The 25,312-nt window shown below is 66.6% G+C and carries 4 protein-coding genes; all 4 read left to right on the forward strand.

What is annotated here, in order from left to right:
• Genes KF871_RS16370 through KF871_RS16385 form a run of 4 tightly spaced genes read left to right on the forward strand, consistent with a single transcriptional unit; the run spans position 1 to position 25,280 of the window.
• Complete coding sequence (locus KF871_RS16370; protein WP_291144922.1) at positions 1 to 4,422, forward strand: beta-ketoacyl synthase N-terminal-like domain-containing protein; 4,422 nt, start codon at positions 1 to 3, stop codon at positions 4,420 to 4,422.
• The gene (locus KF871_RS16375; RefSeq protein ID WP_291144924.1) at positions 4,419 to 12,020 is read left to right on the forward strand and encodes a type I polyketide synthase; all 7,602 of its coding nucleotides are present in this window, start codon (positions 4,419 to 4,421) and stop codon (positions 12,018 to 12,020) included. Before KF871_RS16370 ends, KF871_RS16375 begins: the two co-directional genes overlap by 4 nt.
• A gap of 4 nt (positions 12,021 to 12,024) precedes the next feature.
• The gene (locus KF871_RS16380; RefSeq protein WP_291144927.1) at positions 12,025 to 18,777 is read left to right on the forward strand and encodes a type I polyketide synthase; all 6,753 of its coding nucleotides are present in this window, start codon (positions 12,025 to 12,027) and stop codon (positions 18,775 to 18,777) included.
• Positions 18,774 to 25,280, forward strand: coding sequence for a type I polyketide synthase (locus tag KF871_RS16385; protein WP_291144930.1), 6,507 nt, complete (start codon positions 18,774 to 18,776; stop codon positions 25,278 to 25,280). The genes KF871_RS16380 and KF871_RS16385 overlap by 4 nt, the downstream gene beginning before the upstream one ends.
• Positions 25,281 to 25,312: the final 32 nt, after the last annotated feature.

The raw sequence follows: 25,312 nt of genomic DNA on the forward strand, positions 1-25,312 counted from the left end.
ATGAACGACCCTCTGAACGCCGAAGCCCTGTCGCCCGTCAAGCGTGCCTTGCTCGAGATTCGCGAGCTCAAGGCCCAGTTGGCGCGCGCGCAGGGCGCGGCGCACGAACCGCTGGCGATCGTGGGAATGGCCATGCGCTTGCCCGGTGGCGTGAAGGATGCGGCCGGGCTGGCCGAGCTGCTCTGGCAGGGGCGCGATGCGATCGATGTCGTTCCGCCCGATCGATGGTCGCTCGATGAACTGTTGTCCGACGACCCGGATGCGCCCGGACGCATGACCACCCGCCACGGCGGCTTTATCGACAACGTTGATCGATTTGACGCCGAGTTCTTCGGCATTTCGCCGCGTGAGGCCGCGAGCATGGACCCGCAGCAGCGCCTGCTGCTCGAAGTGGCCTGGGAGGCCCTTGAGGACGCTGGTCAGGCGCCCTCGTCGCTGGCTGGATCGCGCACCGGCGTCTACCTGGGCATCAGCAACAACGACTATGGCCGCGCGCTGTTTGGCCATCGCGAACTCATCGACGCCTACTTCAGCACTGGCAATGCCTTCAGCGTGGCTTCCGGGCGCATGTCCTACGTGCTGGGCCTTCAGGGCCCCAGCGTGGCCGTCGACACGGCCTGCTCGTCCTCCCTGGTTGCGCTGCACCTGGCTTGCCAGGGCCTGCGCCTGGGAGAGTGCGACAGTGCGCTGGTGGGTGCGGTGAACCTCATCCTCACGCCCGAGATGAACATCAACTTCTCGCGGGCCCGGATGATGGCCGCCGACGGTCGTTGCAAGACCTTCGACGCGGCCGCCGACGGCTATGTGCGGGGCGAAGGCTGCGTGGTGCTGGTGGTCAGGCGCCTGCGGGACGCGCAAGCCCGCGGCGACCGGGTGCTGGCGGTGATCCGCGGCAGCGCCATCAACCAGGATGGCCGAAGCGGCGGACTGACCGCACCCAATGGTCCCGCACAAGAGGATGTGATTCGTGCTGCGCTGGCGTCGGCCCGGGTCTCGCCCGGGGACATCGGCTATGTGGAAGCGCATGGCACTGGCACGCCACTGGGCGATCCGATCGAGGTCGGCGCATTGGGTGCTGTGCTGGGCAGCGCCCGCGACGCCAACCATCGGTTGCTCATCGGCTCGGTCAAGACCAACATTGGTCACCTCGAAGCCGCTGCGGGGCTGGCCGGCGTGGCCAAGGTCGTGCTCGCATTGCAGCGTGGGCAGATTCCGCCGCACCTGCACTTCCACCAAGGCAACCCCCACATCGACTGGTCGGCGTGGCCGCTGGCGGTACCTACCGTCACGACGCCCTGGGAGCCGATCAATGGGCGCCGTCTGGCCGGGGTGAGTGCCTTTGGTTTCAGTGGCACCAATGCCCATGTGGTGCTAGAACAGGCGCCCGCTGATGCATCGCCGATGAAATGCGAAGCGCCGCAGCCAGACACCTGCGTTCTGGCGTTGTCGGCACGTTACGAAGGCGCGTTGCAGGAGCTGGCCCGCCGCCATCGGCAGGCACTGGCCGCTCCGGGTGTGAGCCTGGCAGACCTATGTTTCACCGCCAACGCCGGGCGCACGCATTTCGCCCATCGACTGGCGGTGCGCGCCAACAACCCGGCCCGCATGATCGAAGGTTTGCAGGCCTACCTCGACGGGCGCGATGACGAAGCCGTCCTGTATGGCCATGCCGATGGACCGTCGTCGCCTTCGGTGGCCTTTCTGTTCACGGGTCAGGGTGCCCAGTACGCCGGTATGGGGCGCGCCCTGTACGAGCGCTTTCCGGTGTTCCGTGCGTCGATGGATGCCTGCAATGCCGCGCTGGTGCAACACCTCGATCGAGGCCTGCTCGAGCTGCTGTACGCAGCCGACGCGCAGGAAGCACCCATTGACGACACCGCTTATGCCCAGCCAGTCACCTTTGCGATCGAAGTGTCGCTGGCGGCGCTGTGGCGCTCATGGGGCATCGAGCCTGTGGCCCTGCTTGGGCACAGTCTGGGTGAATACGCTGCGGCCTGCGTGGCCGGTGCCATGTCGCTGGAAGACGGGTTACGGGCAGTGGCAGCGCGTGGAAGGCTCACCCAGGCGCTGCCCGCCGACGGCGCGATGGCGGCGGTGTTCGCTTCCCAGGCCATCGTTGAGGAAGCAGTGGTCGCGGAAGGCGATGCGCTGACCATTGCCGCCTACAACGGGCCGGCGCACTTTGTCATCAGCGGCGCACGCGAGGCGGTGTTCGCCGCGCAGGAGCGGCTGGAGAAGCAGGGTGTGCGTGTGAAGCCGCTGCGGGTGCCGCATGCGGCGCATTCGTCGTTGATCGAGCCCGCGCTGCCAGGTCTTCGGGAGGTCATGGGCACAGTGCACTGGTCGCCACCCGCCGTTGCCCTGGTGTCCAACCTCACCGGCGACTGGGTGGGGCCTGAGCAGTTGGCAGATCCCGACTATTGGGTGCAACACATGCGCCAGCCAGTGCGCTTTGCTCAGGCCATGCAGGTACTGCTGCGTCAAGGCATTACCCACTTCGTCGAGGTGGGTCCGCATCCCGTGCTGCTGGGCATGGGCGCGGAGTGTGCGGCAGGAACCACCGCGCAATGGTTGCCATCGCTGCACCGTGAACGTGGCGGCGGCGAGGACATGCTGGAGGGCCTGCAACGCCTGTACGCGTCCGGCGCCGTGGTCGACTGGGCTGGCTTTGACAGTGGCCAGATGCGCCAGCGCGTGGCCGCACCGGTTTACCCCTTCCGCGCCGTGCGCCACTGGATGGATGTCGTCGGCGAACCGCCTGCGGCCACAACGGGGCGCTCCTGGTCCGAAATCAGTCAGTTGCTCGATCGCGTTGCCAACAGCGGTCCGCTGGACCTGGACGTGCGCAGCTACCCTGCCAAATGGGACCGCCTGCGGACAATCACGCGCGCGCATGCGGTCCACACGTTGCGCGCGGCGGGTTTGTTCCTGCGCCCGGGCGAGTCCCATGATCTCGACGATGTGCTGCGATGCGCTGGCATTGATGCCGGCTACCGCCACCTTGTCTCGCGCTGGCTGCAAGGGTTGGCCGGGGAGGGCATGTTGCAACGCAAGGGCGACCAATTCGTCGCCGACGCACCCTTGCCTCAGCCTGACCTTGAGCAGTTGTGGGCCGATGCGGCGCCCATGTTTGCCGACAATCAGCCCTTGTTTGACTATGTGCGCCATTGCGGCGGACTGGTGGAGCCGGTGCTGCGCGGGCGCGAAAGTCCTTTGGAGACCCTGTTCCCGGGCGGCTCGTTCGAACTCGCGGAAAACCTCTATCAGCGCTCGGCCACCATGCGCTATATCAACGGCTTGGCGGCGGCTGCCTTCGATGCCATGGCCGCCACCGTGCCGTCTGGTCGACGCATTCGCGTGCTCGAAATCGGGGGTGGTACGGGCGGCACGAGTGCTGCGGTTCTGGACGCTCTGCCGCCAGAGCGCACGCAGTACCACTTCACCGACGTGTCCGATGTGTTCCTGGACCGTGCGCGCGAGCGCTTTGCCGCTCACGGATGTTTGAGCTTTGGCCGCTTCGACATGGACGCCGATGCCGGCGCCCAGGGGTACGCGCCCCACAGCTTCGATGCCATCGTTGCCGCCAACGCCGTGCATGCCAGCAAGGACCTGCGGGCGGCGCTGCAAACCCTGCGTGGCCTGTTGGCGCCTGGGGGCACCGTGGTGCTGGTGGAGTCAACCACGCACCTGGACTGGTTCGACATGACCACGGGTTTGATCGAAGGTTGGCAGCATTTCGCTGACGACCTGCGTGGCGACAACCCCTTGCTGGCTCCGGCGACCTGGTTGCAGGCGCTGCGCGAGGCTGGCTTCGAGCATGCCGGCGCCTGGCCGCCTGCCGGCTCACCAGCCGAGGTGCTGGGCCAGCACCTCATCGTGGCACGCGTGCCGGGCGAGGGCGGCAGCGGGCTCGCGCCAGCAGAGGCGCCAAGTGCTCAGGCGGCTGATGTGCCGGCGGCGCGCGCCAGTGCACAGGAACTCGCGGCGGGCTTCGTGCAGCGTCTGCGCGACGCACTACCTGCGGAGCAGGAGGATCTGCTGCGTGAATTCGTGCGCGAAAGGGTGGTCCGGGTGCTGCGCCTCGGTTCGGATAACCCACCGGGCAGGCACGATAGGCTGATGGACTTGGGTTTTGATTCCCTCATGGCGGTGCAATTGCGCAATCAGCTCGGTACTGGCCTGGGGCTGGACAAGCCGTTGCCAGCGACCGTGATGTTCGATCACCCGACCATCGAAGCTTTGGCCCGGTACCTGAGGGCTCGGGTCGTGCCCGAAGGCACCGCTACGCCCGCCACGGCGGTTGAGCCGATCGCGGCCACGACGCTCCCGGCGTCGCCTGTGCTGGGTGAGGCCACCGTGGCTGCCATGAGTGATGCCGACATCGAGGCGCTGTTGCTGGCGCGGCTGGATCCGAAGACATGACGGACAAGCACCCGCCGCCACCTGCAACGACCGAGCCAGGGTTGTCCCCGCTCAAACGCGCCTTTCTTGCACTGGAGGCGGCGCAGGCGCGCGTGGCCACGCTGGAAGCCGCCGCCAGCGAGCCCATCGCCGTCATTGGCCTGGGCTGCCGTGTGCCTGGCGGAGGCAACGACGCCGAGAGCTTCTGGCGGCTGATGCGAGACGGGGTGGACGCCATAGGCCCTCTGCCCGCTGACCGGTGGGACACCGACGCCCTGTACGACCCCGATCCCGATGCGCCAGGACGCATCGCCACCCGCAATGGCGGGTTCATCGGACCGGTCGACGGCTTTGATGCCGGTCTTTTCGGCATCGTGCCGCGCGAAGCCCAGGGCATGGACCCGCAGCAGCGCTTGCTGCTCGAAGTCGCCTGGGAGGCCCTGGAGCACGCAGGCATGGCGCCCGACAGACTCGAAGGCACGCCCACAGGTGTGTATGTGGGCGTGACCGCCAGCGACTACGCCTACATGCAGCTCATGAGCGGCGATCGCAAGTTGCTTGACGCGCACTTCACCTCGGGCATTGCACACAGCATCCACTCGGGTCGGCTGTCTTACCTGCTCGGGCTGCAAGGGCCCAGCCTCACGGTGGACACGGCCTGCTCGTCTTCACTGGTGGCGATTCACCTTGCCTGCCAGGCTTTGCGCGCGCGTGATTGCCGCATGGCGCTGGCCGGTGGTGTCAATCTCATCCTTTCTCCCGATATCTTCATTGCCTTGTCGCATGCGCGCATGCTCGCGCCCGATGGCCGCTGCAAGACCTTCGATGCTGCCGCCGACGGCTTCGCGCGGGGTGAAGGTTGTGGCGTGGTGGTGCTCAAGCGGCTGAGCGACGCGCAGGCCGATGGCGATCGGGTGCTGGCGGTGATCCGCGGGAGTGCGGTCAACCAGGATGGCCCCAGCAGCGGCCTCACGGCACCGAATGGCCCGGCGCAGGAGGCCGTGGTGCGCGAGGCACTGGCCCGCGCAGGCTTGACGCCGGATGCTGTGAGCTACATCGAAGCCCACGGCACGGGTACCCAACTCGGTGACCCGCTGGAGGTACAGGCGTTGGGACAGGTGTTCGGTGCCAACCGCCAGCAGCCTTTGTGGTTGGGTTCGGTGAAAACCAACCTGGGCCACCTGGAGGCTGCCGCTGGCGTCACCGGCCTGATCAAGCTGGTGCTGTCGCTTCGGAATCAGCAGATTCCAGCGCACCTGCATTTCCGGCAACCCAGCCCGCATATCCCTTGGGACGAATTCGCACTGCGCGTGCCCACCGCGCTGACACCCTGGGAGCCCATCAATGGGCGCCGCATCGCTGGTGTGAGCTCCTTTGGTTTCAGTGGCACCAATGCACATATCGTTGTCGAAGAGGCCCCGCCGCCTGCAGTGCCAGTTCCCCGCGACGGCGTCGGGCGGCAGCACCTGTTCGTGCTGTCGGCGCGCGACGAAGTGGCGTTGGCGGCCCACGCGGGCCGATTGGCAAAGGCTCTCGAAGGTCAGCCCGACGCCTTGCTTGCAGACGCCTGCTTCACCGCGGCGATCGGGCGGGCGGCGCTGCCGCAGCGGGCGATCGTTTTGTCGCGCAGCATGGGCGAACTGGTCGTGGGTCTGCGGGCATTGGCTGCCGGAGAAGAAGCGCCCGGCCTGCGCACTGCACGCATAAGCAGGCGCGATCCGGCGCGCATCGCCTGGCTGTTCACTGGGCAAGGCGCGCAATACGCGGGCATGGGGCGCGCGCTGTATGAGCGCGAGCCGGTCTTTCGCGAGGCGATGGATGCCTGCGCGGCCGTGCTCGATGAACTCTTGCCACAGCCGCTGCTTGATGTGGTCTTCGGCTCGTCCGGTACACCGATCGACGAAACCGCTTTCACCCAACCGGCGCTGTTTTCGCTCGAGTACGCGCTCGCGCAGCTGTGGCAGCACTGGGGCATCGTACCCGATGCACTCATCGGCCATTCGGTTGGTGAGCTGGTGGCCGCCTGTGTTGCGGGGGTCATGTCTTTGCCGCAGGCACTGGCGCTGGTCGCCGAGCGCGGCAGGTTGATGCAGTCCCTGCCTGCGGGTGGCGGGATGGCAGCGGTGTTTGCGCCCGAATCCCTGGTGGCGCAGGCCATCGCGGCATGCTCGACGCGCGTATCCGTTGCCGCAGTCAACGGACCGGCGCAGACCGTGATAGCCGGACCGATCGACGATTTGCGAGCGGTGTGCGAGACCTTCGCCGCGCAGTCTGTACGCACCCAGTTGCTGCCCGTCTCGCATGCGTTTCACTCGCCTCTGGTCGAGCCGGTACTGGATGCGTTCGAGCGGGCCGCCAGTTCGATGGTCCTTTCCAGGCCGCGCGTGCGACTGGTGTCCAACCTCACCGGGGCTTGGGCCGAGTCGCAGGAGGTGTCTCGGGCGGGCTATTGGCGTCGACATGTGCGGGAAGCCGTGCGTTTTGCCGACGGTCTCCAAACGCTGGTCAGCGCCTCGCCTCAGGTATGCATTGAGCTGGGCCCGCAGCCGACACTGCTGGGATTTGCCGAAGCCACGCTGGGAGAAGCTGCGCCGACGCTGGTTCCGTCTCTGCGCAAGGGCCGCGACGATCATGACCAGCTCGCGGAGTCCCTGGGGGCCTTGTTCCTTGCGGGCGCCACGCCGGACTGGCGCGCGGTGTGGTCGTCATCCGGGGCGTCGCTGATCGATCTTCCGTCCTACCCATTCCAGCGTGAGCGGCATTGGTTCCGCGCCCGTGCAACGCAGCCGGCGGCCGCGGGGCGAGAGACCAATCACCCACTGCTCGGCAAGCGCCTGCGTTCTGCCGCTCGCGACCTGGTGTGTTTTGAGCAAGTCATGAGCGCCGACGCGGTGCGCTGGCTCGCCGATCACCAGGTCAACGGGCGAGCCATCCTGCCGGCCACCGGCTTTCTCGATCTGGCGCTGGCCGCCAGCCGCGAGCTGTGTGGTCGGCCACGTGCGCTGCTCGACGTGGTCATTCTCGAGCCGCTGGCGTTCGCCGACGGCGAGGTGCGCACGGTGCAGCTGGTGCTGCGACGCGGCCAGGCCCAGGTTGAAGAATTCAGCGTTCTGTCCCAGGCGACCGATGCCGCAGAGGACGACTGGCAACTGCACGTGCAGGGGCACTATGGCGAATCCGAAGCCCTGGCCGGGCCGCCATCTGCGCCAGATGACGCCTTGCGAGCGCGTTGCAGCGAGCGAATCGAGCAGCAGGAACACTTGAGGCGACTGCATGAGCGAGGTCTGGTGTTCGGGCCCAGCCTGCATGGCCTGTCCGTCGTCTACCGCGGTGAAGCCGAGGCGCTGGGGGAGGTTGAGTTGCCCGCCGCAGCCGATGCCGCCAGCTATGTGATTCACCCGGCCCTGCTCGATGCCTGTCTGCAGGTGATGGCTGCGGCGCTGCCCCAGGGTACCGCTGCAGGTCGTGCCTACTTGCCCATGGCCATCGAACACATGCAATGGGTGCGCACGCCAGGCCTCAGGGTGACCAGCCAAGTGCGCGTGAGTACCACAGATGCAGTGGCTGGCACGCTCAAGGCCGACGTGGAGGTGTTCGACGAGGCAGGCCTTGTGGCAAGGCTGAAAGGCATCGCGTTGCGACCCGTCAGCGCCAGCACCGCTCCGGTCTACAGCGTCGAATGGCCGCGCGCGCCCGACGCGTCCTGGATCCCCGCGCCCGCAGAGCTGGCCGCGCAGGCCGGACCCGCACTCGATGCGCTGGCGCATGAGCATGGCCTCGACGACTACCACGAGGCTTTCCTCGCGTTGGAGCAACTGAGCGCGCACTGGATCCAGCGTGCACTGTGCGAACTCGGCTGGCAGCCCGCGGTGGGCGATTCGGTGCAGGCCGACCTCCTTGCCCTCGAGCTCGGCATTGCGGCGCGTTTTCACCGATTGTTGCCCCAGCTCCTGGGCATCCTGTCAGAAGATGGCCTGTTGCGCGCCGATGGCACTGGCTGGCGGGTGTTGCGCTGGCCCGCCCCGCAAGATCCGATGCGGGCCGTGCCCGCGCTGTTGGAGCGCCACCCGGCTTCGCGGCCGCGTATCCAGTTGACGGCCCGGTGTGGCGAGGTCCTGTCCGGCATCCTGCGCGGCGAGGTCGACCCGCTGCACCGACTGTTCCCCGACGGATCGGCCGAGCTTGCTGAAGCGTTGTACCGCGACGCACCCGAGGCGCGGGCCTACAACCAACTGGTGCGCGAGACGGTCAGCGTGGCCCTGCGTCGCTTGCCCGTCGGGCAACGGTTGCGCGTGCTTGAAGTGGGCGGTGGCACAGGCGGCACCACGGCATGGTTGGCGCCCGCGTTGCCGGCTGAGCGCTGTGACTACCTGTTTACTGATGTCGGCCCGTCGATGGTGCTGCGCGCCAAGGAGAAGTTCGCGGCTCACGCATTCATGGAGTTCCAGGTGCTCGATCTCGAGCAGGACTTCAATGCGCAGGGCCTGGGTGAGCGGTGTTTCGACCTTGTGATTGCCTCCAATGTGGTTCACGCCACTGCCGACTTGCGGCGAACGCTGGGAAGAATCCAGTCCGTGCTCGCGCCCGGTGGCACGCTCTTGATGCTCGAGGTCGCTGGCCACGAACGCTGGATCGACATCACCTTTGGACTGACCGAAGGTTGGTGGCTGTTCACCGACACGGATCTGCGACCCGACCAGCCGCTGCTCACGCGCCAGACCTGGTTGTCCTTGCTCGACTCGATGGGCTTCGAAGCGGCGGCTGTGGATACCCCGCATGCGCGTTCCCGCGAGGTCCTTCTGGCCGCTCGTCAGCCAGTGCAGCAAGCCGCGGCCTTCTCCGGAACGGGCGACTGGCTGTTGCTGGTCGACGACACGGGTGTCGGTCAAGTGCTGGCACAGCGGTTGCGTGAGGCTGGGCAGCGGGTGCAAGTGGCCCCGGCCAACGGGGACACGGCCAGCCTGCAGCGGGCACTGACGGATGCAACCGGATCGTGGCGAGGCATCGTCCACCTGGGGATGCTCGATGTCCCCGAGCAGGTTGGCGTCGGTGCAGCCGTCGCGGCTGTGCGTCCCTCACTTGCCTCACTGCTTGCGCTCGTGCAGTCGCTGGGTGCGTCGTCATTCGTCACTGCCCCGAGGTTGTGGATGGTGACCTGCGGCGCTCAGGCCGTGGCCACTCTGGACGATGTGGCACCTGGGCAGGCCGCGGGCTGGGGATTGGGGAGGGTGATCGCGCTGGAACACCCCGAGTGGGGCACGCGGTGCGTGGATATTGACCCAGGGGACACGTTGGAGGACCAAGTGAGCTCGCTGTTGCGTGAACTGGCGCGTCCCGATCTTGAGGATCAGATCGCGCTGCGCGGAGCCACGCGTCACGTAGCGCGCCTCATGCCACACGACGAAGGTGGAGACGAACAGCCAGTGCGGCTGGACAAGTCACCCAGCGGTGTGCTCGACGATATCGCTCTGGTTCCCGCCGTGCGGCGCACACCTGCTGCGGGTGAGGTCGAGATTGCCGTGCTGGCAGCGGGCTTGAATTTTCGCGACATCATGAACGCTGTCGCCATGCGCGACGACCCGGAGCCGCTGGGTGGGGAGTGTGCCGGGCGCATCGTGCGGGTGGGCGAAGGCGTGCGAGGGATGGCAGTGGGTGATGCGGTCGTCGCCACGGGCGAGGCCTGCTTTGCCAGTCACATGATCACCGACGCGCGCCATGTGGCCGCGCTGCCGCAGGGCATGGACTATGTCCAGGCGGCGACGTTGCCGTTTGCCTTCATGACGGCATGGCACGCGCTGCATGTACTGGGCGGCATGTCCAAGGGGACGCGCGTGTTGATCCATGCGGCTGCCGGCGGGGTGGGCATGGCTGCCGTTCAGTTGGCCCTGCGTGCCGGTGCCGAGATATTCGCCACGGCGGGTAGCGAGGCCAAGCGCACCGCATTGCGTGCGCTGGGCGTGCCCCACGTCATGGATTCGCGCTCCCTTGACTTCGCCGAGCAAGTGCAACTCGCCACGCAGGGGCGTGGGGTCGACCTCGTGCTCAACTCACTCGCGGGTGATTTCATCGAGACCAGCGTACGTTGCCTGGCGAGCGATGGGGCGTTTCTGGAGATCGGCAAACGCGACATCTGGACTGCCGAGCGTTTCATTCAGGAGCGTCCGCAGGCGCGGTACCACGCGATCGATCTCAATGCACAGCGCTATGAGAATCCGGTGGCTGCTCAAGCCTTGTTCAGGCAAGTGATTGCCTTGGCCAATGCTGGCGAGATTTCGGCGTTGCCGCACCACACCTTTGACCTGAGTCGTGGTGCCCAGGCGTTTCGTTTCATGGCTCAGGCCCGCCACATCGGCAAGGTCGTGCTCACGCGCCACGACTCGCTGTCGGCCTCGATGGAAATGCTGGCGGCGGACGCCAGCTATCTGGTCACCGGTGGCCTGTCCGGCCTGGGGCTGATCACTGCTGCCAGGCTGGCCGAGCGGGGTGCTCGCCATCTGGTGCTGGTCGGCCGGCGGGCGCCCGGCGATGCGGCACTCTCGCAGCTCGACCGGCTGCGAGCGCTGGGCGTTCAGGTCACTGTGGTGCAGGCCGACATGTCGCGCGCTGACGAGGTCGCACGCGTGCTGGCCAGCATCGAGCCGGCGCACCCATTGCGCGGCGTGATTCATTCGGCGGGTGTGCTCGACGACGGTGCGCTGCAGCAGCAGACCTGGTCGCGCTTTCAGGTACCGCTGGGACCGAAAGTGGAGGGCGCCTGGGCGTTGCATCGGTTGACCCAGGCCATGCCACTGGACTTCTTCGTGCTCTATTCGTCGATTGCCGGCACGCTGGGGTCCTCCGGACAGGGCAATCACGCGGCGGCAAATGCCTTCATGGATGCCTTGGCGGCGCATCGGCGCGCGCTGGGCCTGCCGGGGATGAGCATCGCCTGGGGCGCATGGAGCGAAGTGGGCGCTGCTGCCGATCGCTCGGTTGGGCAACGCGTCGGCGATCGAGGGATTCACTCAATCGCGCCAAGCCAGGGACTGGACTGGCTGCAGGATCTGATGCGTGGCGGCGGCGTGCAGGTTGCGGTGTTTCCGGTCGACTGGGAGCGCTTCCTGGAAAACGGCGCTTCCCCGATGCTGGCGCACCTGCGCTCTGCCCGGCGCAGCCTCGCGCCGCGGACCAGCGTTTCTTCTGCGCCCGCAGGCGGGGCCGTGTTGGCCGATGACCTGCGACTGGCGTCGCCCGAGCAGCGCGGCGAACGTTTGCTGGCCTTTGTGGGGGAGCATGTGGCGCGCGTGGTCGACGTCGCAGATCCCCGCCGCATCGACCCCCGCCAGCCGCTGAACGAAATGGGGCTGGATTCGCTGATGGCGGTTGACCTGCGCAACCGTCTGTCCAAAGACCTCGGACTGGCGCGCAGCCTGCCGGCCACACTGGTTTTTGACTACCCAACGCTGGAGGCCCTGGCGGCCTACATCGACCAGCTTTTGATACCGCAGGAACCGGTGCAACCGAGTGCGGCCGCCAGCGCATCGACCCAATCTGTGGCCGTCGATGCGGTCGAAGCCATCGATGACCTCAGCGATGACGAGATCGAGGCCATGTTCGCCAAGAAGTTGCAGAGAAAGTAAAGGCATGTCGGATTTCCTCGAACGCATCAGCCACTTTTCGCCCAAGCGCCTGGCGCTGTTGGCCGATCAGTTGCAGAGTCGCGTGCTGGCACTGGAGGGCGAACTTGCCAAGGGAAGTTCACGCGATCCGATCGCCATCGTCGGTATCGGTTGCCGCTTCCCGGGTGGCGCCGACACGCCGGAAGGTTTCTGGGAACAGTTGCGCGACGGCGTGGATGCCATCACCGAAGTGCCGGCCCAACGGTGGGCGATCAACGACTACTTTGATCCCGATCCCGACGCCGCAGGCCGCATGAACACCCGCTGGGGCGGCTTTGTGGGCGATGTCGACGGCTTCGACCCGCACTTCTTTGGCATTTCACCGCGTGAGGCACGCAGCATGGATCCACAGCAACGCTTGTTGCTGGAGGTCACCTGGCGCGCGCTGGAACACGCCGGAATTGCGGCTGATCGGATTGAGGGCAGTCGCACCGGCGTCTTTGTTGGCATGTCCGCTGGCGACTACTTTCAGATGCTGCGCGACGGCGGCGCCGAGCATTTCGATGCCTACACAGCCTCCGGGATTGCGCACAGCATTGCGTCCGGTCGGCTGTCCTATGTGTTGGGTGCGCGTGGCCCAAGCCTGTCGATAGACACCGCATGTTCTTCATCGTTGGTTGCCATCCATGAAGCGGTGCAGAGCCTGCGCCGCGGCGAGTGCGACGCTGCGCTGGCTGGAGGCGTCAACCTGATCCTGACACCTGATGTGAGCGTGGCACTGTCGCGCGCTCACATGATGGCGCCCGACGGGCGTTGCAAGGCCTTCGATGCCCGCGCCGACGGCTTCGTGCGCAGCGAGGGATGCGCTGTGCTGGTGCTCAAGCGCCTTGCCGACGCGAAGGCCGATGGCGATCGGATCGTGGCTCTGATCCGAGGCTCAGCTATCAATCAGGATGGCCGCAGCAACGGTCTGACCGCACCCAACGGTCCTTCACAGGAGGCAGTACTTCGCGACGCGCTGGCCGATGCGGGGGTTCAGCCTGCGCAAGTGGGCTTTGTCGAGGCCCATGGCACGGGCACCTCGTTGGGTGATCCGATCGAGGTGCAAGCGCTGGCCCGAGTGCTGGGCGAAGGGCGCGCTGCACAACATCCGCTGCTCATCGGTTCGGTCAAGGCCAATGTCGGTCACATGGAGGCTGCGGCCGGTGTGGGCGGCGTGGTCAAGTTGGCCATGGCATTGCGTCATGGACAGGTTCCCGGCCAGTTGCACCTGAGCTCGCTCAACCCTTACATCCCATGGGATGAGCTGGCGGTTCGTGTGCCGACTGCACTGTCCCCTTGGCCAGAGGTCAGCACAGGCCCACGCATTGGCGGCGTGAGCTCCTTTGGTTTCAGCGGAACGAACGTGCACCTGGTGCTTGAAGAGGCACCCGAACCCGCACCATTCGAGCCGGCGGACGGCGCAGATCGCACGCAGCACCTTCTGGCCTTGTCGGCGCGCAGCGACGTCGCTCTGCGCGCCCTGGCCAGCGTCCATGCCGATGCGCTGGACGGCACGTCGTTGGCCGACCTCGCATTCAGCGCGCACACCGGGCGCGCCCATTTTCCGCATCGTTTGACGGTGGTGGCCGCGTCGGCACATGACGCGGCGCAAGCGCTGCGTGCCCATGCGGCGGGCACCGATGCCCCCGGGGCGGTGGCCGCCGTGGCGGGTCCTCGCGCACCCCGGGTGGCTTTTCTGTTCACCGGTCAGGGCGCGCAGTATGTGGGCATGTCGCGCGGGCTGTACGAAACCGAACCCGTGTTCCGCCGTGAGCTCGATCGATGCGCCGCCTGGCTTGACACCCGGCTGTCGCGGCCGCTGTTGCCTGTGCTGTTCGGCCTGCAGCCTGATGCCGCGGCCGATGCACTCGATGACACGGCCTTCACGCAGCCGGCACTGTTCGCGCTCGAATATGCACTGGCCCGCCTTTGGATGTCCTGGGGTGTGAGGCCATCCATGGTGATGGGGCACAGCGTCGGTGAGTACGTCGCGGCATGTATTGCCGATGTGCTGACGCTCGAAGAGGCGTTGCTGCTGATCAGCGAGCGTGGACGCCTCATGGGGCAGCTGCCGCGCAATGGCGCGATGCTCTCGATCGCTGCTGACGAGGCACGCGTGCAGGGTTTGATTGCGGGGCTTTCTGATGCGCTGTCCATTGCGGCGGTCAACGGGCCGCACAGCGTTGTCATTTCGGGCCTGGCAAGCGCTGTCGAGGCGGTGGAGTTGCAGTGCCGCGCCGATGGCCTGGAGACCACCCGGCTCAAGGTCTCGCACGCTTTTCACTCGCCACTGATGGAGCCCATGCTGGCCGAGTTTGCGCAGGTGGTGTCGACGGTGCAATTGCGCTCACCTCGGATTGCGCTGATTTCAAACCTCAACGGGCGCCCGGCAGCGGCAGAGATCACGCAACCCGCCTACTGGTGCGAGCACGTTCGCGCCGCGGTGCGTTTCGCCCCGGCGGTGCAGGCCATGGTGGAGGCTGGCGTCGGGGCCTTCCTGGAGATTGGCCCGCATCCCGTGCTCGTTGGCATGGGGCAGGACTGCGTGCCGCAAGGCGAAGGGACCTGGCTCGCCTCGCTGCGGCGCGGCCGGGACGACACGGAGCAGATGCTGGGTTCACTGGCTTGCCTCTACGGCCTCGGCGTAGCCATCGACTGGGTGGCTTTTGACTCGGGCCGCGCGCGCCAGCGCGTACCGGTGCCTCACTACCCCTTCCAGCGAGAGCGTTTCTGGGCACCCGACGATCACACGAACTCGCGGATTCGTGGTGCAGATCGAGTGGCGCAGGCACCGGGCCTGCCTGGTCGAGAAATCGCCCAGTCCCTGACCCCCGATCGTCTGGTCGAGGCCCACCTGGGACCTTCGCTGCAACCCTGGCTGAGCGATCACCGCATTCTGGGCACTGTGCTGCTGCCATCGCCGGTCTACATGGAAATGGCTCGGGCGGCCATCGCTGCACATAGCAACGCTCAGGCCGTGGAACTGCGCGACTTCGTCGTGCGTCGTGCACAGTCGGTCGAAGGTGACCAGCCGGTGCAGGTACAGCTCGCGGTCGGCGAGGCGGTTGATGGGGTGTCCTCATTGCGTATCGCTGTGCGCGACGCCGAGGGTGCGCCATGGCAGACCAGCGCGACGGCGCAGGCTTGCGCCTGTGGTGTTCCGGCGCGCGCTGCGCCCTCGCTCTCGTTGCTGACCGGGCGTGTCACCGAGCAGGTGCCTGTCGAGACCTACTACCAATGGCTGCAAGGGCTGGGACTGGAGTTCGGCCCGCTGTTTCGCGGCGTGGGCGAAATACGCCGCGCCGATGGTGAGGTGCTGGCCCGCATGCAATGGCCCGAGGCACTGCAAGCCGAGCCTGACCTGCAGTGGCACCCGGCCAGGCTGGATGCCTGCTTTCACGTGATCGGTGCAGCTCTGCCCGATCGGGGCAACGGTCTGGAGCAGGCATTCTTGCTGCTCCAGATCGAGCGCGTCCGCTGGTACCGTGCACCCGGGCGTGCCTGCTGGAACCACGTGCGACTGCGCACGCTGACGGACACGGGGCTCGCTGAAAGGGAAACCTTTGGCGCCGACATGGTCCTGTTCGACGACGACGGTACGGTGCTTGCCGAGTTCGATGGCATGCACTTCAAGCGGGCACATCCGCAGGCTCTGATGTCGCAGACTCAGGTGCCGGTGGCGGTGCAGCGCATGCTGCATCGAATCGCCTGGCGAGAAGTGCCCGCGCCGGGGGCGGTCGCCGTGTCGGTGGCCTCGATTGCCGAGGCCGTGATGCCGCGTTTGCACACGCTCGCCGCCGAGCACGACCTCGACAGCTACGCAGATTTCCTGCCTCGCCTGGACACACTTGCCGCCGAGCATGTGTTGCAGGCCTTGCAAAGGCTTGGAGCGTCGACCGATGAAGGGGAGGACCTGGGCGACGTTGCCACACTGGCCGCTCGCCTGGGCGTGCTGGCGCGCCACCACCGTCTGCTTGAGCGCATGCTGGCCATGCTGGTGGAGGATGGTGTCCTTGTGCGTCAGGCGGACTCGTATGTGGTGGCCCACTGGCGGACGCCTGCGCCGCAGGCCATGCACGCGGAATTGAGCGAACGCTTCCCGCAGGGCAGCGCCGAGATCGACCTCACCATGCGCTGCGCAGGTGAGCTCGCGGCCGTGTTGCGCGGCCAGACCGATCCGCTGGGCCTGCTGTTCCCGGGCGGCTCGCTGGCCGACACCGAGCGCCTGTACCAGTACTCGCCGCCAGCGCAGGTATACAACGGTGTGATCGCCGATGTGCTCGCCGCCATTGCCAGGAGCTGGGCAGCGGGGCGGCCGCTGCGCGTGCTTGAAATCGGTGCCGGGACTGGCAGCACGACCCACCATGTGTTGTCGCGACTGCCGCAGGTGATGCTCGAGTACACCTTTACCGATGTGTCGCCGCTGTTTCTGCACCGAGCGCGCGAGAAGTTCGGCGAGGCCGCCTTCATGCGGTACGCGGTACTCGACATTGGTCGCCCACCGGCCGACCAGGGTTTTGTCGAGCGTGGCTACGACGTGGTCATCGGCGCGAATGTCTTGCATGCCACGCCCGACCTGGACGTGACCTTGGGCCATGTCAACCGGTTGTTGGCACCGGGCGGCACTTTGGTGCTGCTGGAAGGGACGACCCCCCAACGCTTTGGCGACCTGACGGTGGGTTTGCTCGATGGCTGGTGGGCCTACACCGACACCCATCGGCGCAGCTATGCCCTCATGGAGCGCGAGGGCTGGCTGGAGTTGTTGCGCCAGCACGGACTCGCGGACGCCACTGCGCTGCCTGGCAACACGCAGCACCCTGTGCTGCAACAGCAGGCCGTGTTCGTTGCCCGCATGCCGCAAGTGCCGGTCGAGCGTACGGCACGGCGCTGGCTGATCGTGCCCGACACAAGCGGCCATGCACTACCACTGGCCGTCGCATTGCAGGCGAGGGGCGATCAGGCCAAGGTGCTGGCCGATGGCGGTCCCTCCCTGGCGCTGGCGCTGGCCGAGCCCGACACCTGGGATGGCGTGGTTCAACTGCAGGCGCTGGACGCGAAGCTGCACGACGATATGTCGGTGTCTGCTTTGGAGCAAGCGCAGCAGACGCTCATTGGCGGGGTGCTTGCCACCGTTCAGACGCTGAGCGCGCGATCGGCCGCCCATGCGCCACGCTTGTGGATCATTACCCGTGGCGCGCAGGCCACGTGCGCCGACGAGCCCGCTGATCCATCGCAGGCCACGGCATGGGGACTGAGCCATGTCGTTTCCGTTGAGCACCCCGAATTGCGCTGTGCCCGCCTGGATCTGGACCCCGGTGCAAGCGGCGAGGATTCGCTGGCCAGGGTAGTGGAGGAGTTGCAGGCCGACGCGGCTCAGGATCAGATCGCTTGGCGCGGTGCCTCCCGTTTTGTGCGACGCCTGGTGCACCATGAAGGCATTCCATCGACAGCGGGTCAGGTGAGGATCGATGCCGGGTCGAGCTACCTGATCACCGGTGGCCTGCGTGGCCTGGGTCTGCGGGTAGCCGAGTGGATGGTTGAGCAAGGCGCGCGTCATCTGATCCTGATGGGCCGTCAGGTGCCGGACCAGCGGGCCAGCACCGTGCTGGACCGCTTGCAGGCCCGTGGCGTCAAGGTGCTGGCTGTTCAGGGAGACGTGTCGGTACGCGCTGATCTGCAGCGCGTACTGGCTGAAGCTGCCGCAGTGATGCCATCGCTGGTGGGTGCGGTGCACGCAGCAGGGGTGCTTGACGATGGGGTGATCGCATCCCTCTCCTGGTCCCGGTTTGCGACGGTCATGGGGCCCAAGGTGCTGGGTAGCTGGAACTTGCATACGCTCTGCCCGCAACTGCAGTTTCTCGTGCTGTTTTCCTCCGGCGCTTCGGTGGCTGGGTCGCCCGGCCAGGCCAACCACGCTGCTGCCAACGCCTTTGAGGACGCGCTGGCCTGGTACCGCCAGTCGCAAGGGCTGCCTACAGTGAGCATCAATTGGGGCCCTTGGGCCGACATCGGCGCAGCCGCCGATCGGCACCTGGAGCGCCCAGGGTCCTTGCGCGCCATCACGCCTGTTGAGGGTTTGGCGGCGCTGGCCTATGCCATGCGCCAGACGACCGCGGGCGCGCTCTTTGCTCACGCGCAGCTTGCAGCGCTCGACAGCGACTGGCGCCACCTGGCGGCACAGCGAGCCGAAGGCGCCGCCGTGGCGCCGCTCTTCGACGAGCTGCTTCGCGATCTGGCACCGTCGAACAAGACACAAGCCCGGCCGCAAAGCGCAGAAGCGGCGGTGACTTCGCTGCGCGATCGATTGGCCGCAGCGGCGCCCAACCGGCGACGCACGCTGTTGCGCGACCATGTGCGTCAGCTCACGGTCAAGGTTCTGGGTGTTCAGCGCGGTGAAGAGCTTGACGTCACGGAACCCCTGCGCCAGCTGGGCCTGGACTCGCTGATGGCGGTCGAGTTGCGTAACTTGCTCGGTCAGTCGGTCGGACGCACGCTGCCAGCTACATTGACTTTCGATCACCCGTCGGTGGCGGCGCTCACCGAATGCCTGGCGTGTGAGGTGTTTGCCGATCTCATGAATGCACCGGACTCGCCGGCTGCGCGTCCGACAGCGTCGCCAGCCCCGGTACCCGAGGCTGCCACCGTCGCCGAATCGTTTGACGACTTGTCTGAAGATGAACTTGCCCAGCAGTTGCTGCGTCGCCTCGACGGACTGGGCCCGGAGGAAGTACTGTGAGTGAACAACGGCCTGGCGTCGACCATGCGGCGCTGCTCAAGCGCTCCCTGGTCGCCATCGACCAACTCAAGGCCCGCTTGGCGGCCGTCGAGGCGTCACGCAGCGAGCCCATCGCGATCATCGGCATCGGCTGCCGCTTTCCTGGAGGTGTGGACTCACCCGAGGCGTTCTGGACCTTGCTCCACAGTGGCCGAGATGCAGTGACCGAAGTGCCCCCGCATCGCTGGGATGTCGAGCGCTACTACGACGCCAACCCGGACGTTGTTGGCAAGAGCTACACGCGCTGGGGTTCGTTTGTCGATGACGTCGATCGCTTCGATGCGCCTTTCTTCGGCATATCGCCACGCGAGGCAGTCAGCCTGGATCCTCAGCAGCGCTTGCTGCTGGAGGTGACCTGGGAGTCGCTGGAGCGCGCTGGTATTGCACCCTCGTCGCTTGCGGGCTCACGCACCGCTGTGTACATGGGCATCACCACTGGCGACTACGCAGGGCTCATGAACGAGGAGCGTGGTCTGGGCAACGGTGACGCCTACACACCATCCGGCACGGCACACAGCGTGGCCGCAGGGCGGTTGTCCTATTTCCTCGGTCTGCATGGTCCCAACGTTGCGATCGATACGGCCTGTTCATCATCTCTCGTGGCGATCCACTGGGGCATCCAGTCGTTGCGCAACGGCGAGACCGATCTCGCACTTGCCGGCGGGGTGAACCTGACCTTGTCACCCGATGGGTCCATCCTGACCTCGCGCGCGCGCATGATGTCTTTCGACGGCCACTGCAAGACCTTCGACGCCAAGGCCGATGGCTATGTCCGCGGTGAAGGTTGCGGCGTGCTCGTGCTCAAGCGTTTGTCTGACGCACGTCGGGATGGCGACCGCGTTCTGGCTGTCCTGCGTGGCTCTGCGCTCAATCAGGATGGACGCAGCAGCGGCCTGACGGCACCCAACGGTGCGGCACAGGAGGCCGTGATCCGCGATGCGCTGGCCAATGCGCGGCTGCAGCCCGCAGATATTGGCTACGTCGAGGCCCATGGCACCGGCACGCCGCTGGGCGATCCCATTGAAGTAAAGGCCCTGCATCAGGTTTATGGGCGAGAGCGAACCGGGGGCAAGCTCTTGCTGGGGTCGGTCAAGACCAATATTGGTCACCTGGAAGCCGCTGCCGGCGTGGCCGGTGTCATCAAAGTGGTGATGGCGTTGCAGCACGCGACCATCCCCCCGCACCTTCACCTGAAGAACCCCAATCCGCTGATTGCCTGGGATCAGTATCCGATCCAGGTGCCGACTGTTCCAACGCCCTGGCCGCGCGAAGGCGCCGCGCCGCGCCGTGCGGCCGTGAGTTCGTTCGGCTTCAGCGGTACCAATGCCCACATGGTGATCGAGGAAGCGCCGACGCACGATGTGACCAGCGAGACGGGTGTGCGCGCCGAGCATCTGTTTGTACTGTCGGCGCAGACGCCGTCGGCACTGACCGAACAGGCTCGCCGCCTGGCCGATGCGCTGGCGGCCGACCCTTCTCTGGCGCCAGGTCCGGTAGCCGCCACCTTGGCACTGGGGCGCTCGCATTTTGTCGAGCGCCTGGCGACTGTGGCTGGCAGCACCGAGGAGCTGCGTTCGCAATTGCGCAGCTTTGTTGATGCAACCGACGCCGACGATGCGGTCCTGCCGGGGGGTCTGGTGCGGTCGCGCGCTTCGCTTGGCGCCGCACCCGAGGTGGTGTTCATGTTCACTGGACAGGGCGCGCAGTACCTGGACATGGGGCGTCAGTTGTACGAGCAGGAACCCGTGTTTCGCGCCGCGATGGACGAATGCGACCGGCTCGCGTCGCCGCACCTGCCTCAGGGTCTGCTGCAGACCATGTTTGGGCAGGAAGCAGACCGTCTGGACGACACGGCGTTCACCCAGCCGTCGCTGTTTGCCATCGAATACTCGCTGGCCCAGTTGTGGCGCTCCTGGGGCGTTGAGCCAACCGGTGTGATGGGGCACAGCGTCGGCGAATACGTCGCGGCCTGCGTCGCAGGCGTGTTCAGCCTCGAAGACGGCCTGCGCCTGATTGCCGAGCGGGGCCGGCTCATGAGTGCGCTGCCACGCGACGGCGGCATGGCTGCGGTTTTTGCCGATGAGGCCACCGTGCGCGAGGCCATCGCTGGCGCCGGCAGTGCGCTGTCCATTGCCGCCGTCAACGGCCCGCAGAACACCGTGATCTCAGGTCGCATGGATGCTTTGCAGGCCGCACTGGCCTGGCTCCAGAACAAAGGCATCGAGGCGCAGGCGTTGAGCGTGTCCCATGCCTTTCACTCGCCTCTGATGGAACCCATGCTCGAGGCCTTCCGCTCGGTGGTGGCCGGGGTCGAACTACGTCCGCCCGGCATCGACCTGGCGTCCAACCTCAGTGGCTCGCTGGCGGGCGAGGAGCTCTGCCAGCCCGACTACTGGTGTCGCCACATCCGCGATGCGGTGCGGTTCGACGATGGCATCGTGGCCATGCAGCAAGCTGGCTATCGGGTCTTTCTGGAAGTGGGGCCATCGCCCACGCTTGTGAACATGGCGCAGCGTGGCAGCGGCGCGGCCGACGCGACCTGGATCGCTTCCCTGCGCAAGGGGCGTGTTGACACGCGTTGTCTGCTTGACGGCCTGGGCCGTTTGCACGCGCGCGGCGTGCCGGTGCGTTGGCCCGCTGTGCTGGGTGAGGCAATGGCGCGCCGACGTGTCAACCTGCCAACGTATGCGTTCCAGCGCGAGCGGTACTGGTTCGAGCCGACGGGGCGCCCTGGCGGCGCCTCCCTGGCCGCCACTCGCAGCGGGCATCCGCTGCTCGGTGGACAGGTGCCAAGCCCGCTGTCCATCTTTCAGAACGACATCGACCTGTCCACCCAGCCCTGGCTCAAGGACCACCGCATTTTCGAATTCACACTGTTCCCCGGCACAGGGTTCCTGGAGCTGGCGCAGATTGCAGCACGTGAAGTATCTGGTGTGCAGAACATCGGCTTGGTGGACGTGGTGATCCGCGAAGGGCTGCCGTTGCCCGACGAAGGTCACCGCACCGTGCAGGTGATCGTGCAGCCGCCCGAGGGCGGTCTGCAGCAGGTGCGCGTGTACAGCATGGTCAAACCGGCACATACCGGCGCTGCGGAGGTGGAGTGGAAGCTGCACGTGAGCGCAGCCTTCGCCGTGACCCCTTTGGCCGCGCCAGCCATGGTTCAGCGCGCGTCGCTGCTGGGCGAAGCGGCGACAAGGCACGACGTTCAGGACTACTACGAGCGTCTGGCTATGCAAGGCGCGCACTATGGACCGGCATTTCGCTGCATCACCGCCGTCGAGTCTGAAGGTCCGTCGGTGCTGGGTCGTGTCGCGTTGCCTGCGGAGTTGGCCGCGTCGGCCACGTCGTATCTGGTGCATCCGGCATTGCTCGATGCCTGCCTGCAACTGGTGGGGATTGGACTGCCCTGGGGAACCGGATCGGGGCAGGACACTTCCGGGGATGACTTGTGCGTACCGGTAGGAATGGGCAGCTATGCGGTGCACCGTGCGGGCCAGGCGATGGCCTGGTGTCACGTCCAGGTGGAACCCGCGCCGGCCGATGCCGATGTGGTTCGTGGTGACGTGACGCTCTTCAATGACGACGGTTCGGTAGTGGCCGAGTTGCGCGGTCTCGAACTGCGCCGCGTCACTCGCGCGGCACTGCAGCGGGCCATGTCGGGCTCTGCACCGCCAGCGGAATGGGCCTTTGAGTCGGTCTGGCAGAGCGTTCCGTTGGCGCAGACGCCAGCAACTCATGCGACCGGGCGTTGGTTGGTGCTGGCCGACGAAAGCGGCGTCGGTCAGGCTCTTGCGGCCCGTCTGCAAGGTGACGGCGCCACTGTGGCGCTGATCGGGCGTGGCGAGTCGGTCGGCGCGCCAGGTCCGGGAGTCTGGCGCGTGGATGCCGACGATGCTGCTCAGCTGCGACGGGCCGTGGAAGAGGCTTTGCGTGCCGAAGGTCCCGCGCTGCAGGGCATCGTCCTCGCCTGGAGCCTTGCCGCGCCCGAGGGCGAGGACACGCTGCAGGCCCGGCACCTGCGCTTGCTCGATGACATGCTGCGTGTGGTGCGCTCGCTTGGCGACGTGCCCGGAGCCCGACTGTGGTGGCTCACGCGTGGAGCGCAAGCAGTGGCGGGGTCGCAGGTCGACCTGCTGCAAGCTCCGCTGTGGGGCCTTGGTGGGGTGTTCGCGTCGGAGTACCCGGCATTGCGCTGTGCCCGTGTCGATCTCGACCCGGTGCGCCGTGAGGATGAACCAGTCCTGCTGATGGCCACCATCGTGGGCGGCGATGTCGAGGACCGCGTGGCTCTGCGCGGTGGAGAACGCTATGTCGCGCGATTGCAGCCCGGCGAGTTTGTGCCCGAGCCCCGACCATTGTTGCTGGACATCACGGAGCGTGGCTCGCTTGATCGCCTGGCGCTGGTCGAGGTGCCTCGCCCCGCACCTGGCCCGGGGCAGGTCGAAATCCGCGTTCATGCCACGGGCTTGAACTTTCGCGACGTTCTCAATGCCCTGGGCATGTACCCGGGCGACCCTGGACCACTGGGCAATGAATGTGCGGGGGTCATCAGCGCCGTTGGCGAGGGCGTCACCGATCTCGCTGTTGGCGATGAGGTGGTCGCCATGGTGGATCGCAGTTTTGCCACCTGGGTCATTGCACCGGCCGTGATGGCCGTTCTCAAGCCGCCGGGCATGACCTTTGCCGAAGCGGCAACCATCCCCGTCACGTTTCTCACTGCCGAATACGCCTTGCGTCACCTGGCGGGCATGAAGAAGGGCGACCGAGTGCTGGTGCACGCGGTCACCGGCGGTGTGGGCATGGCCGCGCTGCAACTGGCTCGGCGCGCCGGTGCGGAGGTGTTTGGTACGGCAGGGTCGCCAGCCAAGCGGGCACTGGCACGCGAACTGGGGGCGCACCATCTGGCGGACTCTCGATCGTTGAGCTTCGCAGAGGATGTCATGCGCGACACCAACGGTGAGGGCGTGGACATCGTGCTGAACTCGCTGGCCGGCGACTTCATCCCCGAGAGTTTGCGCATGCTGCGTCGTGGCGGCCATTTCATCGAGATCGGCAAGACCGGTATCTGGGATGCGGCCACGGTCGCGGAATCATTCCCGGGCGTTCACTATCACCCGCTCTACCTTGGCGAGGTTGCGGCTGCGCGCCCTGAGTTTGTGCGCGACATGCTCAGGGATCTGTTGGCCGACTTCGAGCGCGGCGTGCTCAAGCCGCTGCCGCACAAGCTGTACCCCATCGAGCGCGCCGAGCAGGCCTTCCGCTTCATGGGGCAGGGACATCACGTCGGAAAGCTGGTGATCACCCAACACGAGGCGCCTGTCATTCGTGGGGATGCAAGCTACCTCGTCACTGGTGGCCTGAGTGGCCTGGGTCTTGTCACTGCACGTTGGCTCGCCAGCGAGGGAGCGCGCCACCTGGTATTGGTCGGGCGTCGCGATCCCACGCCTGAGGCTCAGGCCGGCATCGACGCGCTGGTCAGTGAGGGTGTGCAGGTGCGTGTGGCCCGTTGTGATGTCGCAGATGCCGCCCAGGTGCAGGCGCTGGTTCACAGCCTTGCCTCAGGGGGGCCCCGGCTTCGCGGCGTGATGCACGCCGCCGGGGTGATCGACGATGGCATGCTGGCTGAACTCGATATCGGGCGCTTTGCACCCGTGATGGCTCCCAAGGTTCAAGGTACCTGGAACCTGCATCAGGCCACGCTCCCTCTCGCCCTGGACTTCTTTGTCTGTTTCTCCTCGGGAGCCGCGCTGATGGGTTCACCCGGGCAGGGCAACTACGCAGCGGCCAACGCGTTCATGGACGCGCTGGCCAGCGTGCGCCGCGAGCAAGGTCAACACGCACTGAGCATCAACTGGGGCAGTTGGTCCGAGGTCGGCATGGCGGCTGGTCTGGGCGAGTTGCATCACCGCCGCTGGGCATCCATGGGGCTGGGCATGATTGCACCTGAAGAAGGCATGCACATGCTCGCTCGCATGCTGCGCAGTGCGCGAGCCCCGCAAATGGCCGCGATGCCTTTGGTGCGGTCGCGTCTGCCAGTCAATCTGGGGCCGTTTTTCTCAGCTCTGGTGAAGGCGGCACCCGACAGGGCGACGGCCAAAGCGCCGGCGCCCGCGCCAGACATACTGCCGCGTCTGGCCGTGACGCCGGCTGGCGAGCGCCATGCCGTGCTGTCGGAGTTCCTCAGCGCGCAAATCGTCAGCGTGCTCGCACTGGGCAGTGCGCACCGCCTTGACCCGCAGAGCTCCTTGATTGACCTCGGCATGGATTCCCTCATGGCCATGGAACTGCGCAACCGCATGCTGGCCTCGCTCAAGGCCAGCGTGGCGGTGGCCGATCTGCTGCAGGGCCCGAGCGTGTCCACGCTGGCTGCCACGCTCTTGGCAGAAATCGCTTTGCCCGCGTTCGCAGCATCGGAGACGATGGGCGATGCGCCGGTGGGCGAATGGGAGGAGGGCACACTTTGATGGTCGATCGCGCGCAGGCTGCAATGACGAGG

The sequence above is a fragment of the Hydrogenophaga sp. genome (assembly GCF_019635465.1).
Classification (GTDB): Bacteria; Pseudomonadota; Gammaproteobacteria; order Burkholderiales; family Burkholderiaceae_C; genus Hydrogenophaga.